At 71.3% G+C, this 16,536-nt stretch carries 14 protein-coding genes; 3 read left to right on the top strand and 11 right to left on the bottom strand.

Annotated features, from left to right (window positions below):
• Positions 1–45: 45 nt before the first annotated feature.
• Together ACFV3I_RS09620 and ACFV3I_RS09615 are read right to left on the bottom strand one after the other, a co-directional pair.
• The gene (locus tag ACFV3I_RS09620; protein WP_136036988.1) at positions 46–1,089 is read right to left on the bottom strand and encodes a 3-isopropylmalate dehydrogenase; all 1,044 of its coding nucleotides are present in this window, start codon (positions 1,087–1,089) and stop codon (positions 46–48) included.
• 82 nt (positions 1,090–1,171) lie between these two features.
• Complete coding sequence (locus tag ACFV3I_RS09615) at positions 1,172–2,707, bottom strand: MFS transporter (protein ID WP_247638710.1); 1,536 nt, start codon at positions 2,705–2,707, stop codon at positions 1,172–1,174.
• A gap of 96 nt (positions 2,708–2,803) precedes the next feature.
• Between ACFV3I_RS09615 and ACFV3I_RS09610 the strand changes: the two genes are divergently transcribed.
• Positions 2,804–3,346, top strand: coding sequence for a TetR/AcrR family transcriptional regulator (locus tag ACFV3I_RS09610; RefSeq protein ID WP_136034922.1), 543 nt, complete (start codon positions 2,804–2,806; stop codon positions 3,344–3,346).
• Between the two features lie 61 nt (positions 3,347–3,407).
• Here ACFV3I_RS09610 and serA read toward each other — a convergent pair whose 3' ends face one another.
• The 3 genes from serA to ACFV3I_RS09595 all read right to left on the bottom strand — a co-directional run bounded on the left by serA (position 3,408) and on the right by ACFV3I_RS09595 (position 6,041).
• A complete protein-coding gene (gene serA / locus ACFV3I_RS09605; protein WP_136034925.1) occupies positions 3,408–5,012 on the bottom strand; it encodes a phosphoglycerate dehydrogenase in 1,605 nt (534 codons plus the stop codon).
• 148 nt (positions 5,013–5,160) lie between these two features.
• The gene (locus ACFV3I_RS09600) at positions 5,161–5,496 is read right to left on the bottom strand and encodes a hypothetical protein (RefSeq protein WP_136034927.1); all 336 of its coding nucleotides are present in this window, start codon (positions 5,494–5,496) and stop codon (positions 5,161–5,163) included.
• Positions 5,493–6,041 carry a hypothetical protein gene (locus tag ACFV3I_RS09595; protein WP_240745418.1) on the bottom strand — a complete coding sequence of 183 codons (549 nt, stop codon included), beginning with the start codon at positions 6,039–6,041 and terminating at the stop codon, positions 5,493–5,495. The genes ACFV3I_RS09600 and ACFV3I_RS09595 overlap by 4 nt, the downstream gene beginning before the upstream one ends.
• Positions 6,042–6,123: 82 nt before the next feature.
• On the opposite strand from ACFV3I_RS09595, the gene ACFV3I_RS09590 reads away from it, so the two are divergent.
• Positions 6,124–7,065, top strand: a complete 942-nt coding sequence (locus tag ACFV3I_RS09590; RefSeq protein WP_378822749.1) for a hypothetical protein — start codon at positions 6,124–6,126, stop codon at positions 7,063–7,065.
• Positions 7,066–7,068: 3 nt separating this feature from the next.
• On the opposite strand, the gene ACFV3I_RS09585 is transcribed toward ACFV3I_RS09590, so the two are convergent.
• Complete coding sequence (locus ACFV3I_RS09585; RefSeq protein WP_136036985.1) at positions 7,069–7,731, bottom strand: GntR family transcriptional regulator; 663 nt, start codon at positions 7,729–7,731, stop codon at positions 7,069–7,071.
• Between the two features lie 74 nt (positions 7,732–7,805).
• On the opposite strand from ACFV3I_RS09585, the gene ACFV3I_RS09580 reads away from it, so the two are divergent.
• Entirely contained in the window at positions 7,806–10,640 is a 2,835-nt protein-coding gene (locus tag ACFV3I_RS09580; protein ID WP_378822748.1) for an FAD-binding and (Fe-S)-binding domain-containing protein, read from the top strand.
• Positions 10,641–10,723: 83 nt separating this feature from the next.
• Here the strand turns inward: ACFV3I_RS09580 and ACFV3I_RS09575 are convergent, their stop codons facing one another.
• The 5 genes from ACFV3I_RS09575 to ACFV3I_RS09555 all read right to left on the bottom strand — a co-directional run bounded on the left by ACFV3I_RS09575 (position 10,724) and on the right by ACFV3I_RS09555 (position 16,497).
• Positions 10,724–12,073, bottom strand: a complete 1,350-nt coding sequence (locus ACFV3I_RS09575) for an alpha-L-fucosidase (protein WP_378822747.1) — start codon at positions 12,071–12,073, stop codon at positions 10,724–10,726.
• Positions 12,070–13,641 carry a M81 family metallopeptidase gene (locus ACFV3I_RS09570; RefSeq protein ID WP_342589034.1) on the bottom strand — a complete coding sequence of 524 codons (1,572 nt, stop codon included), beginning with the start codon at positions 13,639–13,641 and terminating at the stop codon, positions 12,070–12,072. The genes ACFV3I_RS09575 and ACFV3I_RS09570 overlap by 4 nt, the downstream gene beginning before the upstream one ends.
• 63 nt (positions 13,642–13,704) lie before the next feature.
• Positions 13,705–14,679: an ROK family protein gene (locus tag ACFV3I_RS09565; RefSeq protein ID WP_378822746.1), complete on the bottom strand. Its 975-nt coding sequence runs from the start codon at positions 14,677–14,679 to the stop codon at positions 13,705–13,707.
• A gap of 2 nt (positions 14,680–14,681) precedes the next feature.
• Positions 14,682–15,602, bottom strand: coding sequence for a carbohydrate ABC transporter permease (locus ACFV3I_RS09560; protein ID WP_136034943.1), 921 nt, complete (start codon positions 15,600–15,602; stop codon positions 14,682–14,684).
• Positions 15,592–16,497 carry a carbohydrate ABC transporter permease gene (locus ACFV3I_RS09555; RefSeq protein ID WP_136034945.1) on the bottom strand — a complete coding sequence of 302 codons (906 nt, stop codon included), beginning with the start codon at positions 16,495–16,497 and terminating at the stop codon, positions 15,592–15,594. The genes ACFV3I_RS09560 and ACFV3I_RS09555 overlap by 11 nt, the downstream gene beginning before the upstream one ends.
• Positions 16,498–16,536 lie beyond the last annotated feature (39 nt).

Here is a 16,536-nt window from a genome sequence, read left to right as displayed (position 1 = left end):
CGTGGGTGGGCGCATCCTCGCGCCCTGTCAGCCTACGCCCGCCGCTCAGAGGCGGGCAGTGATCGCGGAGCCGATCTCCGCGGTGGTGCGGGCACCGCTGCGCGCGGCGATGTCCGCCTCGACCGCGGCGCTCACACGCGCCGACTCGGCCGCGAAGCCGAGGTGGTCGAGCAGCAGCGCGATCGAGAGGATCGCGGCGGTCGGGTCGGCCTTCTGCTGACCCGCGATGTCCGGAGCCGAGCCGTGCACGGGCTCGAACATCGACGGGAAGGCGCCGTCGGGGTTGATGTTCCCCGAGGCTGCGAGGCCGATGCCGCCCGTGACGGCGCCGGCGAGGTCGGTGAGGATGTCACCGAAGAGATTGTCCGTCACGATCACGTCGAAACGCGAGGGGTCCGTGACCAGGAAGATGGTGGCGGCGTCGACGTGCAGGTAGTCGACGGTCACATCGGGGTGTTCGGCCGCGACCTCGTTCACGATGCGCTGCCAGATCGCCCCGGCGTGCACGAGCACGTTGGTCTTGTGCACGAGGGTGAGCTTCCGGCGCCGACGCTCGGCGAGGTCGAACGCGTAGCGCACGACGCGCTCCACACCGAAGGCGGTGTTGACCGAGGTCTCGTTGGCGACCTCCTGCGGCGTGCCGACGCGGATCGCGCCGCCGTTGCCGACGTAGGGCCCCTCGGTCCCCTCGCGCACCACGACGAAGTCGACCTCCCCCGGGTCGGCGAGCGGACCAGGGGCACCCGGGAAGAGCTTCGACGGGCGGAGGTTCACGTAGTGGTCGAGCGTGAAGCGGAGCTTCAGCAGCAGGCCGCGCTCGATGTTCGCGTTCTTCAGGCGCGGGTCGCCCGGCGTGCCTCCGACCGCGCCGAGCAGGATCGCGTCGTGCGCCGAGATCGCCGCCAGGTCGTCATCGGTGAGTGTGTCGCCGGTCTCGAGGAACCGGCCGGCTCCGAGCGAGAAGCGGGTCTTGTCGAACGTCACGTCGCTGTGGGCGGTGACGGCGTCGAGCACCTTCTCCGCCTCCGCGATGACCTCGGGACCGATGCCGTCACCGGGGATGACGGCCAGCTTCACGACACGCGACATGAGACTCCTTGCGCACTGCACGGGGGTGGACCGGCCGCGGCGCGACCGCGGGTCGTACGGGCCGGTCCCCCCAGCGTAGTGGTCAGTGCGTGGGTGCCTTGCGCAGTGTGACGGCGGCGATCACCGCGGCGATGACCACGAGCCCGGCGCCGATCAGCGAGGTCACCGTCACCCCGGAGCCGAACGCGTCGGCGGCGGCCTGCCACAGCGCGTCTCCGAGCTGCGACGGGAGCTGCTGCGCCGCGGTGTACGCGCCGGCCAGCGTCTCCTGCGCCGCATGCGCGACGTCGGCGGGCAGCCCCTCCGGAAGCACGAGCGCTCCGCGGTAGAACGCCGTGATGAGGCCGCCCAGGATGGCGGTGCCGAGCACGGCGCCGAGCTCGTACGCGGTCTCGGACACGGCGCTGGCCGCGCCGGCCTTCGCGGCCGGAGCGCTGGAGAGGATGAGCTCGTTCGAGATCGTCTCCGCGGCACCGATGCCGATGCCGAGCACCGCGAACGCGAGGATCAGCGGCACGACACCGTGGTCGTGCGTCGTCATCGCCACGATCAGGTAGCCGACCACGGAGAAGACCAGCGCCGCGGGAATCAGCACGTGCGGCGGCACGCGACGCGAGATCGGCACGACCGTGAGGCCGGCCACGATCATCGCCGCCATGCCGGGCACGAGTGCGAGCCCGGCCATCATCGGCGAGAGCCCGAGCACGAGCTGCACGTGCTGCGACACGAAGTAGAGGAAGCCCACCAGGGCGACCACGCTGAGCAGGTTCACCAGGATCGCCCCGGAGAAGGAGCCCCTTCGGAACAGCGCCATGTCGAGCATCGGGACGTCGGAGCGGAGCTGACGCCGCACGAACAGCGCGCCCATCGCGAGGCCGAGCACGGCCCATCCCCCCGCGTACAGCGAGGGCCCGTCCACCGCGAACGACTTGATCGCGTAGACGACCGGGATCATCGCGGCCATCGACAGGGCGATGCTCAGCGGGTCGATGCGACCGGGGTGCGGGTCACGGCTCTCGGGCACCAGCAGCGGTGCGCCGATCAGCAGCGGGATCAGCACCGGTACAGCGAGGAGGAACACCGAGCCCCACGCGAAGTGCTCGAGCAGGAACCCGCCGACGATCGGCCCCAGGGCCGCACCGGCGGAGAACGCGGACGCCCAGACCGCGATCGCCATGCGCCGCTGATCGCGGTTCTGGAAGATCGAGCGCAGGAGCGACAGCGTGGAGGGCATGAGCATCGCGCCGAAGAAGCCGAGCAGGGCGCGGGCGGCGATGAGGAGACCGGCCGTCGGAGCGAACGCGGCGAGGGCCGAGACCACGGCGAACCCCGTGGCTCCGATGAGCAGCAGCTTCCTCCGCCCGAACCGATCACCGAGCGTGCCCATGGTCACCAGCAGTCCGGCCAGCACGAGCGGGTACACGTCGATGATCCACAGCTGCTCGGCACCGGTGGGTGCGAGCGAGATCGAGATCTCGGGCAGGGCGAAGCTCAGCACCGTGTTGTCGACCGACACCAGCAGCACGGGGAGCATGAGGACGACGAGCGCCGCCCACCCTCTGGCGCCGACGCGCGGAGCTTCCGTCTCTGTCGTCGGGATCGACGCAGTACGGCTCATGGAACACCTCTCAGACTCTCGGCGGCTCCGTTAGTGAACCGTCCGGCTGGTATAGTAACAGAGACCGGCCTCCCGTTTCCGAACAGAGGATGAACGATGCCCCGACCTCCCCTCGCCCGCGAGAAGGTTCTCGACGCCTTCGAGGCGATCCTCATCGACGAGGGCGAGCGCGCCGCCACGCTCGACGCGACGGCCAAGGCCGCGGGCGTCTCCAAAGGCGGGCTGCTGTACCACTTCCACTCCAAGGACGACCTCGAGGCCGGCCTCGTGGAGCGGCTCGACCACCTCACCACCCTCGACCTGGAGCGCATGAACGCGGCGGAGGAGGGCCCGGTCGCCTACTACGTCCGCACGTCGGTCATGGAGGACGACGCCCTCGACCGCGCCCTGATCGCCACGACCCGCCTCGCCCAGGGCGGCTCGGCCCGTGCGGCCGACATGCTCCGCGAGACCCGGCGCCGCTGGGCCGACACCATCCGCCCGCACGTGCGCGACACCGCCAGCCTCGACCTGGTGATGCTGGTCAGCGACGGGCTCTACTTCAACAACTCGCTCGACGTGCACGGACCCGAGCGGCTCGTCCCCCGCAGCGATGAGCTCGCCGACCTGATCGCCCTGGTCCTGCGCGCCACCGCCTGACTCGCGAACCGAAGAGGGGCGGGAGCGTCACGCTCCCGCCCCTCTTCCGTGGTGCTGCGGCTCAGACCTCGGTGATCTCGATCTGCCGGAACAGGTCGGCGTCGATCGCGTCGCGCACGTCGTCGAGCAGTTCCTCCGACACGGGCGAGTCCAGCGTCAGCACGCTGAGCGCCTGGTCGCCGGCCGCGCGGCGCGCGATCTGCATGCCCGCGATGTTGATGCCCGCCTCACCGAACTTCTGGCCGTACACGGCCACGATGCCCGGACGGTCGGTGTAGAGCATGACGACGTGGTGCTTCTCGATCGGCAGCTCCAGCGCGTGGTCGTTGATGCCGACGAGCTTCTCCGCCTGCTTCGGGCCGGTCAGCGTGCCGGACACCGAGAGCTGCGAACCGTCGGACAGGGCCCCCGTCAGGGTGATGACGTTGCGGTACTCCTCGCTCACGTCGTCCTTGAGCAGGCGGACCGCGATCCCCCGCTGCTCGGCGAGGAGCGGAGCGTTCACGTACGACACGGTCTCGCTGACGATGTTCGTGAACACGCCCTTGAGCGCCGCGAGCTTGAGCACGCTGACGTCGTAGTCGTTGAGCTCGCCGTGCACCTCGACGTCGAGGCTCGTGAGCGGCGAGGTCGCGAGGGCCGCGAAGATCTGGCCCAGCTTCTCCACGAGCGAGATCCCGGGACGCACATACGGGTCGATCACGCCGCCGGCCACGTTGACCGCGTCGGGCACCAGGTCGCCGCCCAGCGCGAGTCGCACCGAGCGGGCAACCGAGACACCGGCCTTCTCCTGCGCCTCCTCCGTGCTCGCGCCGAGGTGCGGCGTGACGACCACGTTGGGCAGGTCGAGCAGCGGACGGGCGCTGCCGCCCTCCGCCGGCGGCTCAGACGTGAAGACGTCGAGACCGGCGCCGGCGATCTCGCCAGCGACGAGCGCCTCGTGCAGCGCCTCCTCGTCGATCAGCCCGCCGCGCGCGACGTTGACGACGAAGGCGGTCGGCTTCATCGCCGCGAACTGCTCCGCGCCGATCATGCCCGTGGTCTCCGGAGTCTTGGGCATGTGGATCGTCAGGAAGTCGGACTCCGCCACCAGCTCGTCGAGCGACAGGAGCTGCACGCCGAGCTGCTGGGCGCGGGCGGACGTGACGTAGGGGTCGTACGCGACGACGCGCATGTCGAACGCCGCGAGGCGGGCGGCGACGAGCGCACCGATACGTCCGAGCCCCACGATGCCGACCGTCTTCTCGAAGAGCTCGGCGCCCGTGAACGAGCTGCGCTTCCACTGCCCGGCGGCGAGCGAGGCGTGCGCGGCCGGGATGCGCCGAGCGAGGCTGAGGATGTGACCGACCGTGAGCTCGGCGGCCGAGACGATGTTCGACGTCGGAGCGTTCACGACCATGACGCCCGCCGTGGTCGCGGCCTTGATGTCGACGTTGTCGAGGCCCACGCCCGCACGCGCGACGACCTTCAGCTTCGGCGCGTGCGCCAGCGCCTCCTCGTCGATGCGGGTCGCCGAGCGGATGAGCACCGCGTCGGCCTCGGCCAGCGCGGCGAACAGGGCCTCGCGGTCGGTGCCGTCGACGTGGCGGACGTCGAAGTCGGGGCCGAGCGCCTCGATCGTGGCGGGAGAGAGTACTTCGGCGATGAGCACGACGGGCTTCGGCACAGTGGATCCTTCGGGGCAGCGCGACAGGCGGGAGGGGCCGATGCGCCGCACACCGTCGGGGGCGCGATCGCGACAACTCTACCCGAGCCGCCATGCCGCTCCGTGCCGTGTGACGCCGCGCGGTCCAGCTCCACCGGTGGCGTCCGGGTCAGGCGCTGGGGAGCGTGAGGCTGAGCGCGAGCAGACTCATCCAGAAGACGGCGACGATGCCCAGCCCCGCGAGGAACACGAGGGCGAGCTCGCCCACGCGCCGGCGACGCCCGATCGCGGAGGCGAAGCCGAACACGATCAGGGGGAAGACGACACCGAACAGCAGCACGGCCCAGCCCGCACCCGTCAGACCGGTCTGCGCCATCGTGATCAGATGCGCGACCGCGTTCCACACCGCGTAGGCGTAGAACAGCCCGGCGAGGACGATGACGGTGCCGGCGAGCCAGCGCGGCGATCCGGACGACACCGCCGATGCGTTCTCCGACGAGCTCATGATCCGACCACCCCCACCGTCACGAACGGCCACGGCACCAGGAGCACGACCCCGGCGAGCAGCAGGGCGACCCGCACCCACGCGGCCCTCCCCCGCGTGAGGACCCACGTCGCGAGGAACCACAGCGCGGGCGCCGCGATCGCGAGCACGAACCAGGGCAGGAACATCGCGTCGGCGACCAGGAACGAGGCGAGCGGTTGCAGCCGCAGGCCACCGACGACCCAGCCGACCGAATAGAGGAGATACACCCCGCCGACCACCCCGACGAGCAGGAGCATCGCATTGCTGAGTCCCGCTGGCGCCTCGTCGTCGTCGGCGGCGACGGACGCCGCGGGCGCCGACGGCGGTGCCGCCTCGGTGGGCGGTGGAGACGCGGGGGGTCGCGTCGTGGGCGCGACCGCGGCGCTCTCCGTGGTCGTGGCGTCGTGAAGAGGCGGCTCGACGGGCGGGGCCGCGTTCTCACGTCGCCGCGGGCGACCGGTGCGATGCGACGCCGTGTCGTCGTCGCCCTCCCAGCTCAGGGCGTCGTCGGAGTCGGAGGTCATGCCTCCAGCGTAGGACACCCCGTCCACTAGGATCTTGCGTGCCCTGGCCGGTGCGGTCGGGCCTTCGGGGGAAGGGATCAACGTGGCCGAGAGCGACGACAGGACCGCCGGCAGGGACAGGAACACCGCCGCGAGCACGGAGCCACCGGCGGGGTGGACGCCGAGCGCCGCGGCGAAGACGACGGCGATGCGCTTCCGCTGGATCGCGGGCGCGCTGTGGGCCCTCGCGATCATCGGCGAGGGCGTCGGGATCTTCTGGCTGCTCCGCCAGCGCGTCTACGTCGGCGAGGACGGCACGCTCGTGCGCGACCCCGACACGGGTCTGCTCCAGGAGCAGGGCGTCACGGCACAGTTCCCGCAGTGGGCGTTCATCGCCCTGCTCGTGCTGCTCGTCGTGATCGCGGCCCTGTCGATCACGGGCTCCGTGCTCTGGAAGAAGGCGAACCGGCTCGATCCCGCGCGGAAGGCGGACAAGACCCGCTTCTTCGTGCAGAACCAGCTCGGCGCGATCATCGCGATCGTCGCCTTCCTCCCGCTCGTGATCCTGATCTTCCTGAACAAGGACATGGACAAGGGGCAGAAGACGACGGCCGGCATCGTCGGCGTCGTCCTGGCCGCACTGGCCGTGTTCGTCGGCGTGGACTTCGCCCCGCCGTCGGTCGAGCAGTACACGGCCGACCAGTCGACCGTGATCCAGCTGCTCGGCAAGGACGAGGTGGTCTGGGTCGACGGCGGCAAGGTCTATCACGTGTGCGACGAGGTGCCGGCGATCCAGACGGGCAGTGAGATCCGCACCGGCACGACGGCGCAGGCGATCGAGGCGGGCAAGATCCGCCTCACCCTGCAGTTCGCCTCGGAGCTGCGCACGTGCGGCCTCGCGGTGCCGGAGAACGCGGACGAGATCACGGAGGCGCTGCGCGCGATCCAGGACGGCGCAGTGGACACGCCGCTGCCCGCGCCGGTGTGGGCGGACCCGGCGGACGCGCCCATCCAGATCGAGGACGCCCCGGCGAACGTGGGCTGACGCTCAGTCGCGCCCGAGCGCCTCGACCAGTCGCTCCTCCGCGGACGTGAGGTGCGCCCGCAGCAGCTCGGCCGCTTCGTCCTCCGCACCCGCGGCGACGGCATCGAGCATCTCCCGATGCTGTGCGGCGATCTCCTCCGCGTTCAGCAGGCGCCGCCCCTGCACCTGCGCCATGCACAACCGGACCTCGTCGAGCACGCTCCGATACATCCGTCCGGTCCGCTCGCTGTGCAGCGCATCGATCAGCGCCGTATGGAAGCGCAGATCGGGGTCCACGGTCGCCGGGTCGGGCCCCGGTCCCATCGCGAGCAGCTCCGCATTCGCCTCGACCGCGGCGGCGGGCACTCTGCGCGCCCGTGCCAGCTCCCGGAGCGCGGCGCTCTCCAGGCGGGTGCGCGTGCGGTAGACGTCGCGCACCGTCGCCTGATCGATACCCACCACGCGTGCGGTGCGATGAGCCGTGCGCACGAGCAGGCCACTCGCGACCAGCTGTTCGATCGCCGCCTTCGCGCTGGGCCTGGCCACACCGAAGGACTGCGACACCGCGGCCTCGGTGAGCGGCTCGCCCGATCGGATCTCACCGCCGAGGATGCGCGCGCGCAGCTGGGCGGTCACCGCATCGACCACGCCGACGACGCCGAGGCCGCGGTCCGTGAGGGTGGTCATGGCCGTCAGCCTAGCGAAGCATCCGGTCATCGGTACACTTGTCAGACAATCTTGACCCGGAGCAGAGGAGCACCGTGCCGACCACCATCGCCGAACCGCTGGACCACGAGCTGCTCGGGCCGGACACCGAGGTGCATGCCCGGTCGATCGACCGGTTTGCCCGCGCCCACGACGCCTCCCACTATCTGCTCGTCCCCGATGCCGTGCTCTCCCCCGCCGATGCGGCCGGCGTGGCGCGCGCGTTCGGCGCCGTGCGCGCCGCCGGGCGCACCCTCACCTTCCGCTCCGGTGGCACGAGTCTCTCCGGACAGGGGGTGAGCGGCGACATCCTCGTCGACACCCGCAGCCACTTCCGCGACATCCGGGTGGAGGACGACGGCGCCGCCGTCCGCGTCGGGCCCGGCGCCACCGTGCGTCAGGTCAACACACGGCTCGCCCGGTACCGCCGCAAGCTCGGACCCGACCCGGCGAGCGAGATCGCGTGCACGATCGGCGGCGTCGTGGCGAACAACTCCAGCGGCATGGCCTGCGGCATCACCGAGAACTCGTACCAGACGATCACGTCGATGACGCTCGTGCTGCCCAGCGGAACCATCCTCGACACGGGCCGTCCCGACGCGAACGAGGTGCTCCGCGCCGCCGAGCCGGCGATCGCCGACGGCCTGCTTGCCCTGCGCGCGCGGTTGCTCGCCTCCCCCCAGCACGTGGCCTTCCTCCGACAGCAGTTCTCCATGAAGAACACCATGGGCTACGGCCTCAACGCCCTGCTCGACTTCGACGACCCCGTCCGCATCCTGGAGCACCTCGTGATCGGCTCGGAGGGCACGCTCGCCTTCGTCGCCGAGGCGCGCTTCCGCACGATCGAGGTACGCCCCGCGATCGCGACCGGGCTGCTCGTGTTCGAGACGCTGTCCGCCGCCATGTCCGCACTGCCCGACCTCACCCGTCTCGGTCTCGCCACGATCGAGCTCCTGGATGCGGCGTCGCTGCGCGTGGCCCAGGGGCTGAGCGATGTCCCGGCGGCGATCGCGGAGATCGAGGTGCGGGGGCAGGCCGCCCTGCTGGTGGAGGTGCACGCGGCCGACACCGACGCCCTGGCACTCGCGAGCGCTGCCGCCCAGTCGCACTTCGACGCCCTCCCCCTCGCCGTCCCGCCGCGACTCACGACCGATGCGGCCGAGCGGGCCGCGCTGTGGCACGTTCGCAAGGGCCTCTACACCGCCGTCGCCGGTGCCCGCCCCTCCGGCACGACCGCGCTGCTGGAGGACATCGTGGTACCGGTGCCCCGGCTGCTGGCCACGTGCGAGCGCCTGATCGAGCTGTTCGCGGAGCACGGTTACGAGGGCTCCGTCATCTTCGGGCACGCGAAGGACGGCAACGTGCACTTCCTGCTCAACGAGCGCTTCGACGACCCCGACAGCGTGGCCCGCTACCGCCGCTTCACCGACGACCTCGTCGAGCTCGTCCTCTCCCAGCAGGGGTCGCTCAAGGCCGAGCACGGCACCGGTCGCATCATGGCGCCGTTCGTCCGGCGGCAGTACGGCGACGAGCTCACCGACCTGATGTGGGAGCTCAAGCGACTCATCGATCCGGACGGCATCCTCAACCCCGGCGTGGTGCTCTCCGACGACCCCGACTCCTACCTGCACGACCTCAAGCGCGTTCCCACGGTCGAGAGCGAGGTGGACCGCTGCGTGGAGTGCGGGTACTGCGAGCCCACGTGCCCCAGCAAGAGCATCACCCTCACCCCGCGGCAGCGCATCGTGCTGCGCCGCGACATGGCGTGGGCCGAGGAGCAGGGCGACACCGAGCTGCTGCGCGACCTGCGCGCCGACTACGACTACGACGGCGTGCAGACCTGCGCCGTCGACGGCATGTGCGGGGTCGCGTGTCCGGTCGACATCAACACGGGCGACCTCGTGCGGCGGCTGCGGGCCGAGCAGTCGAACGCGGTCGAGGGCGCCGTCTGGGGCACCGCCGCGAAGCACTGGAGCATGGTCACCCGCGCGGGCGGCGTGGCCCTCACGGTCGCGGACGCCCTCCCCGCCCCGCTCGTCCGCGGGGTGACGCAGCTCGGACGCGCCGTGCTCGGCGCCGACACCGTGCCGCTGTACGACGGCGGACTCCCCCGCGGCGGCTCGAAGCCCGATCGACCGGTGTCACCGCCCGACGCGCAGGCCGTGTTCTTCGGCGCGTGCATCGGCACGATGTTCGGCGCGGAGGACGGCGGCCACGGATCCCGTGATGCCCTGCGCCACCTGCTCGACCGGGCGGGGATCGCGGTGGTGATCCCGGAGGAGAACGGCGGGCTCTGCTGCGGCACCCCGTGGAAGTCGAAGGGACACCTCGACGGCTACCGGCTGATGTCCGACCGGGTGCTGGCGTCGCTGTGGGAGGCCAGCCGTCACGGCGAGCTCCCCGTGGTGTGCGACGCCGCGTCGTGCACCGAGGGACTCGACGTGATGCTCGCCCAGTCCGTCGCGAAGGATCCGCGCTACGCGGGACTGCGCATCGAGGACGCCACGACCTTCGTCGCCCGCGAGGTGCTGCCGCGGTTGAGCGTGCCGGCGAAGCTCCCCTCCATCGCGGTGCACCCCACCTGCTCGACCACGGCGCTCGGGGCGACCGGGGCCCTGACGGAGATCGCTGTCGCCGTGGCCGACGACGTGTTCGTGCCCGAGGGCTGGGGCTGCTGCGCGTTCGCGGGCGACCGCGGCATGCTGCACCCCGAGCTCACCGCGAGTGCGACTGCGCAGGAGTCGGCCGAGGTCGCGGCCGCTGACGGGGAGCGCGGGGGCTTCGACGCGTTCGTGTCCGCCAACCGCACGTGTGAGATCGGCATGACCCGCGCCACCGGGCGCCCCTACCGGCACGTGATCGAGGTGCTGGAGGAGCTCACGCGACCCTGAGCCGCGCGGGGCGATGGAAGCGGACGAGGGCTCCGGTGCGCGACACCGGAGCCCTCGTCGTTCGCATCGTGCGGGGTGGCTGCTCAGACGCCCTGGGCGGACAGCACCGCGACCGGAGCGGGCCGCAGCCCCGGCGGGATGGTGGCGACAGCGCCGGAGCCGTCTCGCGACACCTCCGCCCCCGAGCCGTCGCTCCAGCGCAGCGTGGCGTGGTCGAGCTCCGCGGGGAGCTCGATGCGGCCGGCCGCGGGGTCGAGCGCGTGGACGTGCACGGCACCGGCCGAGGTCGTGTAGCGGCGCGGGGCCCCGGCCTGCTCCCCCATCCGGATCCATGGCCGCGTGCCGTAGACGGCGTCGCCGTTCGCGTCGAGCCACGACCCGAGCTCGCGCATGGCCCGGCGCTGCAGCTCGGGGATCGAGCCGTCTGCCGCGGGGCCGACGTTGATGAGCAGATTGCCGTTCTTGGCCACGACGTCGACCAGCAGGCGGATCAGGGCCGCGCCGGACAGGGAGTGGCGCTCGTCCTCGTCCTGGTTGAAGCCGAACGAATAGCCGAGTCCGCGCGTGGACTCCCACGGCTCGGGGATGATCTCCGGGATGTCCGTGTACTCGCGCGTGAGGAAGCCGTGGTACGGCACACCCCAGCGGTCGTTCACGACGCCCTCGGGCACCGCATCGAAGTAGCGGCGCAGCAGCGCGGCGACCGCGTACTCCTGGTCGCCCTTGCCGCCGTCCGGCCACTCGATGTCGTTCCACAGCACATCCGGCGCGAAGCGTTCGACGAGCTCCTCCAGCTGGGCGGCCGAGTATCGCGCGAAGTGCTCGTCGTTGCGGCGGAACCGGAACAGGTCGGTGTCGGACTCGATCGCCGGGAAGTCGCTGACGTGCCAGTCGAGCGCCCCGGAGTAGTACACGCCGAACTTCGCGCCAGCGCGACGCGTGGCGTCGTGGAACTCGGCGATCAGGTCGCGCCGGGGCCCACGCGCGACGGCGTTGAAGCCGGTCGTCGCGGTGTCCCACAGACAGAAGCCCTCGTGGTGCTTGGTGGTGGGCACGATGTACCTCGCGCCCGCGCCCACCAGCTCTCCGACGAACGCGTCGGCGTCGAACGCCGCGGCGTCCCAGCGGTCGGCGAGGTCCTCGTAGGAGGTGCCGGGGCCGTACAGGCGCTGGTGCCGCTCCCACGTGGGGCTCCCGGCGATGCGCACGGTGTTGCCGTACCACTCCGCGTACTGGTGCCACGCGTAGGCGTCCTCCGTGGGGATGTTGACGCCCTCGCCGTGCTGCACCGCCCACGCCGGCACCGAGTACAGGCCCCAGTGCACGAAGAAGCCGAGCTTCGCGTCGCGGTACCACTCCGGCACACCGTTCGCGGGGTACACCGGTGCCGCGGAGCCGAGGTCGGGCCCGGTGCGCTTCTCGAAGTTCATCATGCGGGGGTCTCCTCTGCGGGGGTGGAGTCGACGGGCGTCTCGGCGTCGCCGCGGCGGACGACCGTCGCGGTCAGGTCGGGCGTGCCGGTGGTGTCGAAGGGGTAGACGCCAGGGCGCAGACGGTGGTGGCCGAGGCGCAGCAGGTCCTGGTCGACGCCGCCGGGCGTGAGCGCGAGCGTCCAGTCGGCGGCGAGCTCGTACAGCTCCGGCTCCAGGTAGCCGATCTTCACCACGACGATGTCGGCCTCGGTGGGCTCGAGGCCCAGCATCCGGAAGTCCGAGAGGTGGTGGAAGGGCTTGCGGCGCTCGGTCACGATGGCGTGCAGGCCGCCGACCGCGATCACGGCCTGGGTGCCCGCGTCGGGGTCGCCGTGCGTGATCGAGAAGACGGTGCCGCGGATCGTGACGGGCCCGTGCGGACCCGGGTCGACGCGGGCCCCCGCCTCGAGCTCGACCTCGGCGCCGACACCCGCTGCGACCGCCCGCGCGACGGCCTCACGGTCGAAGATCGACGCGACGAGGGTCGTCTGGCTCCCGTCGGTGAGCTCCGGTCGCTCCAGCAGGCGCGCGAGCGTCCAGGTCACGTCGCCCGCTCCCCCGGCGGTGGGGTTGTCGCCCGAGTCCGAGATGACGTACGGCCGGGCGGCTGCGGGCGCGAGCGCGCGGTCCAGCGCCTCGTCGAGCGTGCCGGTCTCGGCCACGAACACGAAGTCCTCGCGCGCGTCCCAGAACCGGCGGGCGACGCGCTCGGCCTCCCGGGCGATGAGCTCACGGTCGTCGCCGGTGACCACGACGTAGGCCTGGCAGCGCGGCTCGTCGGCCCACGCGTACCCGATCCAGACGGACGCGTCGACCACGCCGGGCAGCGCCTCGATCGCGGGCAGCTCGGCGTAGATGCCGCGCGCCGGTTCGAGCCGCGTGCTGGTCTTCTCACCGGGCAGCAGCACGGGGACCGGCACCCAGGCGGTGAAGGGCCGTCGCGCGAGCGGGTCGGCGCCGTGCGGCCCGCGCAGCCGGTCGAGCAGGTTCCACACCGCGCGCTCCTTGGTGTTGAGCCAGTCCTCGTGCGGAGCCATCCGGTAGCAGGTCAGCAGGTCGACCGCATCGCGCAGCACCTCCGACACGTTGCCGTGCAGGTCCATCGACGTGGAGACGAGCGTGTCGGGTCCCAGTGCCTCCCGGACGGCACGGGCCAGGTCGCCCTCGGCGTCGTCCATGCCCACGACGCTCATGGCGCCGTGGATGTCGAAGAAGAAGCCGTCGAAGGGCCCGTGCTCGCGAATGCCGTCGAGGATCGCGTCCTTCATCCGCCGGTATGTCTCGGGGTCCACGGCGCCGCCGGGCAGCGAGCGGCCGTGCGTGAGCGGAACCCACTCGGCGGCCTCGGCCAGCTCGCGCCCCTCGTCGAGGAACGGGTAGTAGGCGCGGAGGTCCGCGCCGGTACGGATCGTGAAGGCCTCGTCGCCGGAGATGTGCGGCGAGAACGTGCTGGACTCGATCGAGATGCCGGCGATGCCCACGCGGGGCTTCGGCAGGCCGCCGTCGGCGACGGGCGGCAGCGGGCCCATCCAGATCTCGTGGGCGTCCTGGGGTGCGGTCACCATGCGATACCTCTCATCCGGGGAGTCGATTCAGAGTGGGGGTGCGGGGGCGAGGGCCCGACGGGCGGTCTCGATCGCTCCGAGGGCGACCGCATCGGAGCCCAGCTGCGCCGGGACGATGCGCAGCGGGATGCCCGACACCGGCGAGTCCGTGCGCAGGGTCGCCTGGATCGCCGGTTCCAGCAGGTCCCACGCCGAGGCGACGCCACCGCCCACGATCACGGTCGGCAGGTCGAGCAGGGTCGCGGCGCTCGCACTGGCGAGGGCGACCGCGCGACCGGCGGCGGCGAACACGGCGAGGGCGTCCGCGTCTCCACCCCGAGCGAGGGCGGCGACCGCCCGGGCGTCTGCCGCTTCGCCGCCCGTCCGCTCGCGGTAGCGCAGGGCGATGGAGGTTCCGGAGGCCAGCGTCTCCAGGTGCCCCGTCTGCCCGCAGGTGCACACGAGCTCGCTGTACCCGGGGGTGTGTCCGATCTCGCCCGCCGCACCGTGGGGCCCGTGGTGGAGCGCGCCGTCGATGATGACGGCTCCGCCCACGCCCGTGCCGAGCATCACGCCCAGCACGTCGCGCTCGGTGCGGCTCAGCGCGGCCGCTTCTCCGAGCAGGAACGCGTTGACGTCGTTCTCGACGCTGACCGGCACGCCCAGGCGTCGTCCGAGCTCGTCCGCGAGCGGGAATCCCGCCCAGCCGACGAACGTGGCCGAGGCCGCCCGCACGGTGCCGGTCTCGTGGTCGATGACGCCCGCGGCGCCCACGCCCGCGGCGGCGAGCGGCACTCCGGCCTCGTCGGCGAGTGCCCGGACGAGGCCCGCCGCGGCATCGGCCATGGCCGCTCCGCCCAGGGCGGCCGGGGCCGGCACGCTGCCGCGGGCGACGACGGAGCCGTCCTCCCCCACGACGAGCGCGGCGATCTTGGTGCCGCCGATGTCGATCCCCGCCAGCCCGGTTCGCGGACGCGGCCGACCGTCGATGGGCACAGTGGTGCCCTGTCCCTGACCGATCATGCTCAGCGCCCGCCCAGTCCTGCCATCGCGATGCCCTTGACCAGGTGCTTCTGCAGCACGATCACGAGCACGGTGGTCGGGATCATCGAGATGATCGCCGCCGCCATCTGCAGGTCCCAGCGGGTGCCGGTGAGACCGGCGAAGCTGGCCAGTCCGACCGGCAGCGTGCCGTGGGCGTTGTAGTCGACCGTCACGATCAGCGGCCACAGGTAGCTGTTCCAGAACGACAGGAACGTGAACACCGCGAGCACGGCGACGGCCGACTTCGACAGCGGGAGGATGATCTGCAGGAACGACCGGACGGGACCGGCGCCGTCGACGCGTGCCGCCTCCTCCAGCTCATAGGGGATCCCGCGGAAGAACTGCCGCATGAGGAAGGTCCCGAAGGCGCCGAACGCGAACGGCAGGATGAGCGCCTGGTATGTGTCGACCCAGTTGAACCACTGCATGACCTGGAACATCGGGATCACGAGCACCTCGGCCGGCACCATGAGCGTGGCGAGGAAGAGCACGAACACGGCGTCGCGCCCCTTCCACCGCAGCCGCCCGAACGCGTACCCGGCGGTGGTCGAGACCACCAGCACGACCAGCGTGCCGCCGACCGCCACGATGAACGAGTTCATGATGTACGTCAGGAACGGCCCGTAGGCGAACACGTCGACGAAGTTGCTCCAGCGGATCTCCGAGCCGACGAGCGTCGGCGGCATGGAGAACATCTCGGAGTTGGGCTTGAGGGCCGAGAAGAACGCGTACACGAGCGGCGCGATGAAGATGAGCGCGGCGATGTAGATGCAGACGTGCGCGAGTACCAGGCGGAGGCGGGCACCCGGAGTCGTGGAGGCTCCGCGAGCCTTCTCGCGCTCACGCTCGCGGTCGCGGCGCGGCGCGGGGCCGGCGGGGCGGACGAGGGTCTCAGTGCTCATAGTGCACCCACTTCTTCTGCGCGGCGAACTGGAGGCCGGTGATCGCGATGATGATGGCGAACAGGATCCAGGCGGCGGCGGCCGCGAGGCCGAGGTCGCCGAACGTGAAGCCCTGCTCCCAGATGTACATCACGAGCGGCTTGGTGGCGTTGCCCGGGCCGCCGCCGGTGAGCATCTGCGGCTGCACGAACACCTGCAGCGAGGTGATCATCGTCATGATGGTGGCGAAGAAGATCGACGGCGAGATCATCGGGATGATGATGCTCCACACGCGGCGGAAGCCCTGCGCGCCATCGATGCTGGCCGCCTCGAGCACGCTCTCGGGGAGCTGCTCGAGAGCCGCCGAGAAGATCAGCATGTTGTAGCCGAGGCCCTGCCAGACGCTCATCACGACGACCATGATCATGGCCCAGGAGGGATCGGCGAGGAAGTTCGGCAGCTCGATCCCGAACCAGCTGACCGAGAGGCCGTTGAAGAGGCCCTGCGGCTGCAGCATCATCTTCCACACCAGCACGTTGGCGACCATCGGCGTCACGACCGGGATGAAGAAGAGCACGCGCAGGGCGCCGCGACCGCGGATCCGCGGTCCGAGTCCGAGAGCGAGCACGAGCGAGAGGGCGACGCTCAGCGGCACGTACAGCAGCGTGTACACCGCCGAGTTCCGCAGCGCCGGCCAGAAGTCGGGGCTGCTGGTGAACAGCTTGACGTAGTTGTCCACCCCGTTGAAGGTCCGCTCGCCGAAGGTCGGCCAGTCGAAGACGCTCATCACGATCGACAGCCCGACGGGCACGATCGTGAACAGGGCGAGGCCCACCAGGGCCGGGCTTGCGAAACCCAGCGCCTGGCGGCCCTCGACCTTGGCGAGCGATCCTCGACGTGTCGTCGTGATCGTCATCTCTTGTCTTTCTCTGTTACTGCTGCGGCGGCCGGAGCC

Origin of the sequence: Microbacterium sp. NPDC059771, assembly GCF_042732495.1 — a bacterium.
In the GTDB taxonomy this organism is placed as follows: domain Bacteria; phylum Actinomycetota; class Actinomycetes; order Actinomycetales; family Microbacteriaceae; genus Microbacterium; species Microbacterium sufflavum.
The sequence above is the reverse complement of the archived record's forward strand: the minus strand, read 5'-3'. Positions and strand labels throughout refer to the sequence as shown.

Bases quoted from the DNA above. Each gene is read 5' to 3' on its own strand.
- ACFV3I_RS09620 (WP_136036988.1), bottom strand. From the start codon at position 1,089: ATGTCGCGTGTCGTGAAGCTGGCCGTCATCCCCGGTGACGGCATCGGT.
- ACFV3I_RS09615 (WP_247638710.1), bottom strand. From the start codon at position 2,707: ATGAGCCGTACTGCGTCGATCCCGACGACAGAGACGGAAGCTCCGCGC.
- ACFV3I_RS09610 (WP_136034922.1), top strand. From the start codon at position 2,804: ATGCCCCGACCTCCCCTCGCCCGCGAGAAGGTTCTCGACGCCTTCGAG.
- ACFV3I_RS09600 (WP_136034927.1), bottom strand. From the start codon at position 5,496: ATGAGCTCGTCGGAGAACGCATCGGCGGTGTCGTCCGGATCGCCGCGC.
- ACFV3I_RS09595 (WP_240745418.1), bottom strand. From the start codon at position 6,041: ATGACCTCCGACTCCGACGACGCCCTGAGCTGGGAGGGCGACGACGAC.
- ACFV3I_RS09585 (WP_136036985.1), bottom strand. From the start codon at position 7,731: ATGACCACCCTCACGGACCGCGGCCTCGGCGTCGTCGGCGTGGTCGAT.
- ACFV3I_RS09575 (WP_378822747.1), bottom strand. From the start codon at position 12,073: ATGATGAACTTCGAGAAGCGCACCGGGCCCGACCTCGGCTCCGCGGCA.
- ACFV3I_RS09570 (WP_342589034.1), bottom strand. From the start codon at position 13,641: ATGGGCCCGCTGCCGCCCGTCGCCGACGGCGGCCTGCCGAAGCCCCGC.
- ACFV3I_RS09565 (WP_378822746.1), bottom strand. From the start codon at position 14,679: ATGATCGGTCAGGGACAGGGCACCACTGTGCCCATCGACGGTCGGCCG.
- ACFV3I_RS09560 (WP_136034943.1), bottom strand. From the start codon at position 15,602: ATGAGCACTGAGACCCTCGTCCGCCCCGCCGGCCCCGCGCCGCGCCGC.
- ACFV3I_RS09555 (WP_136034945.1), bottom strand. From the start codon at position 16,497: ATGACGATCACGACGACACGTCGAGGATCGCTCGCCAAGGTCGAGGGC.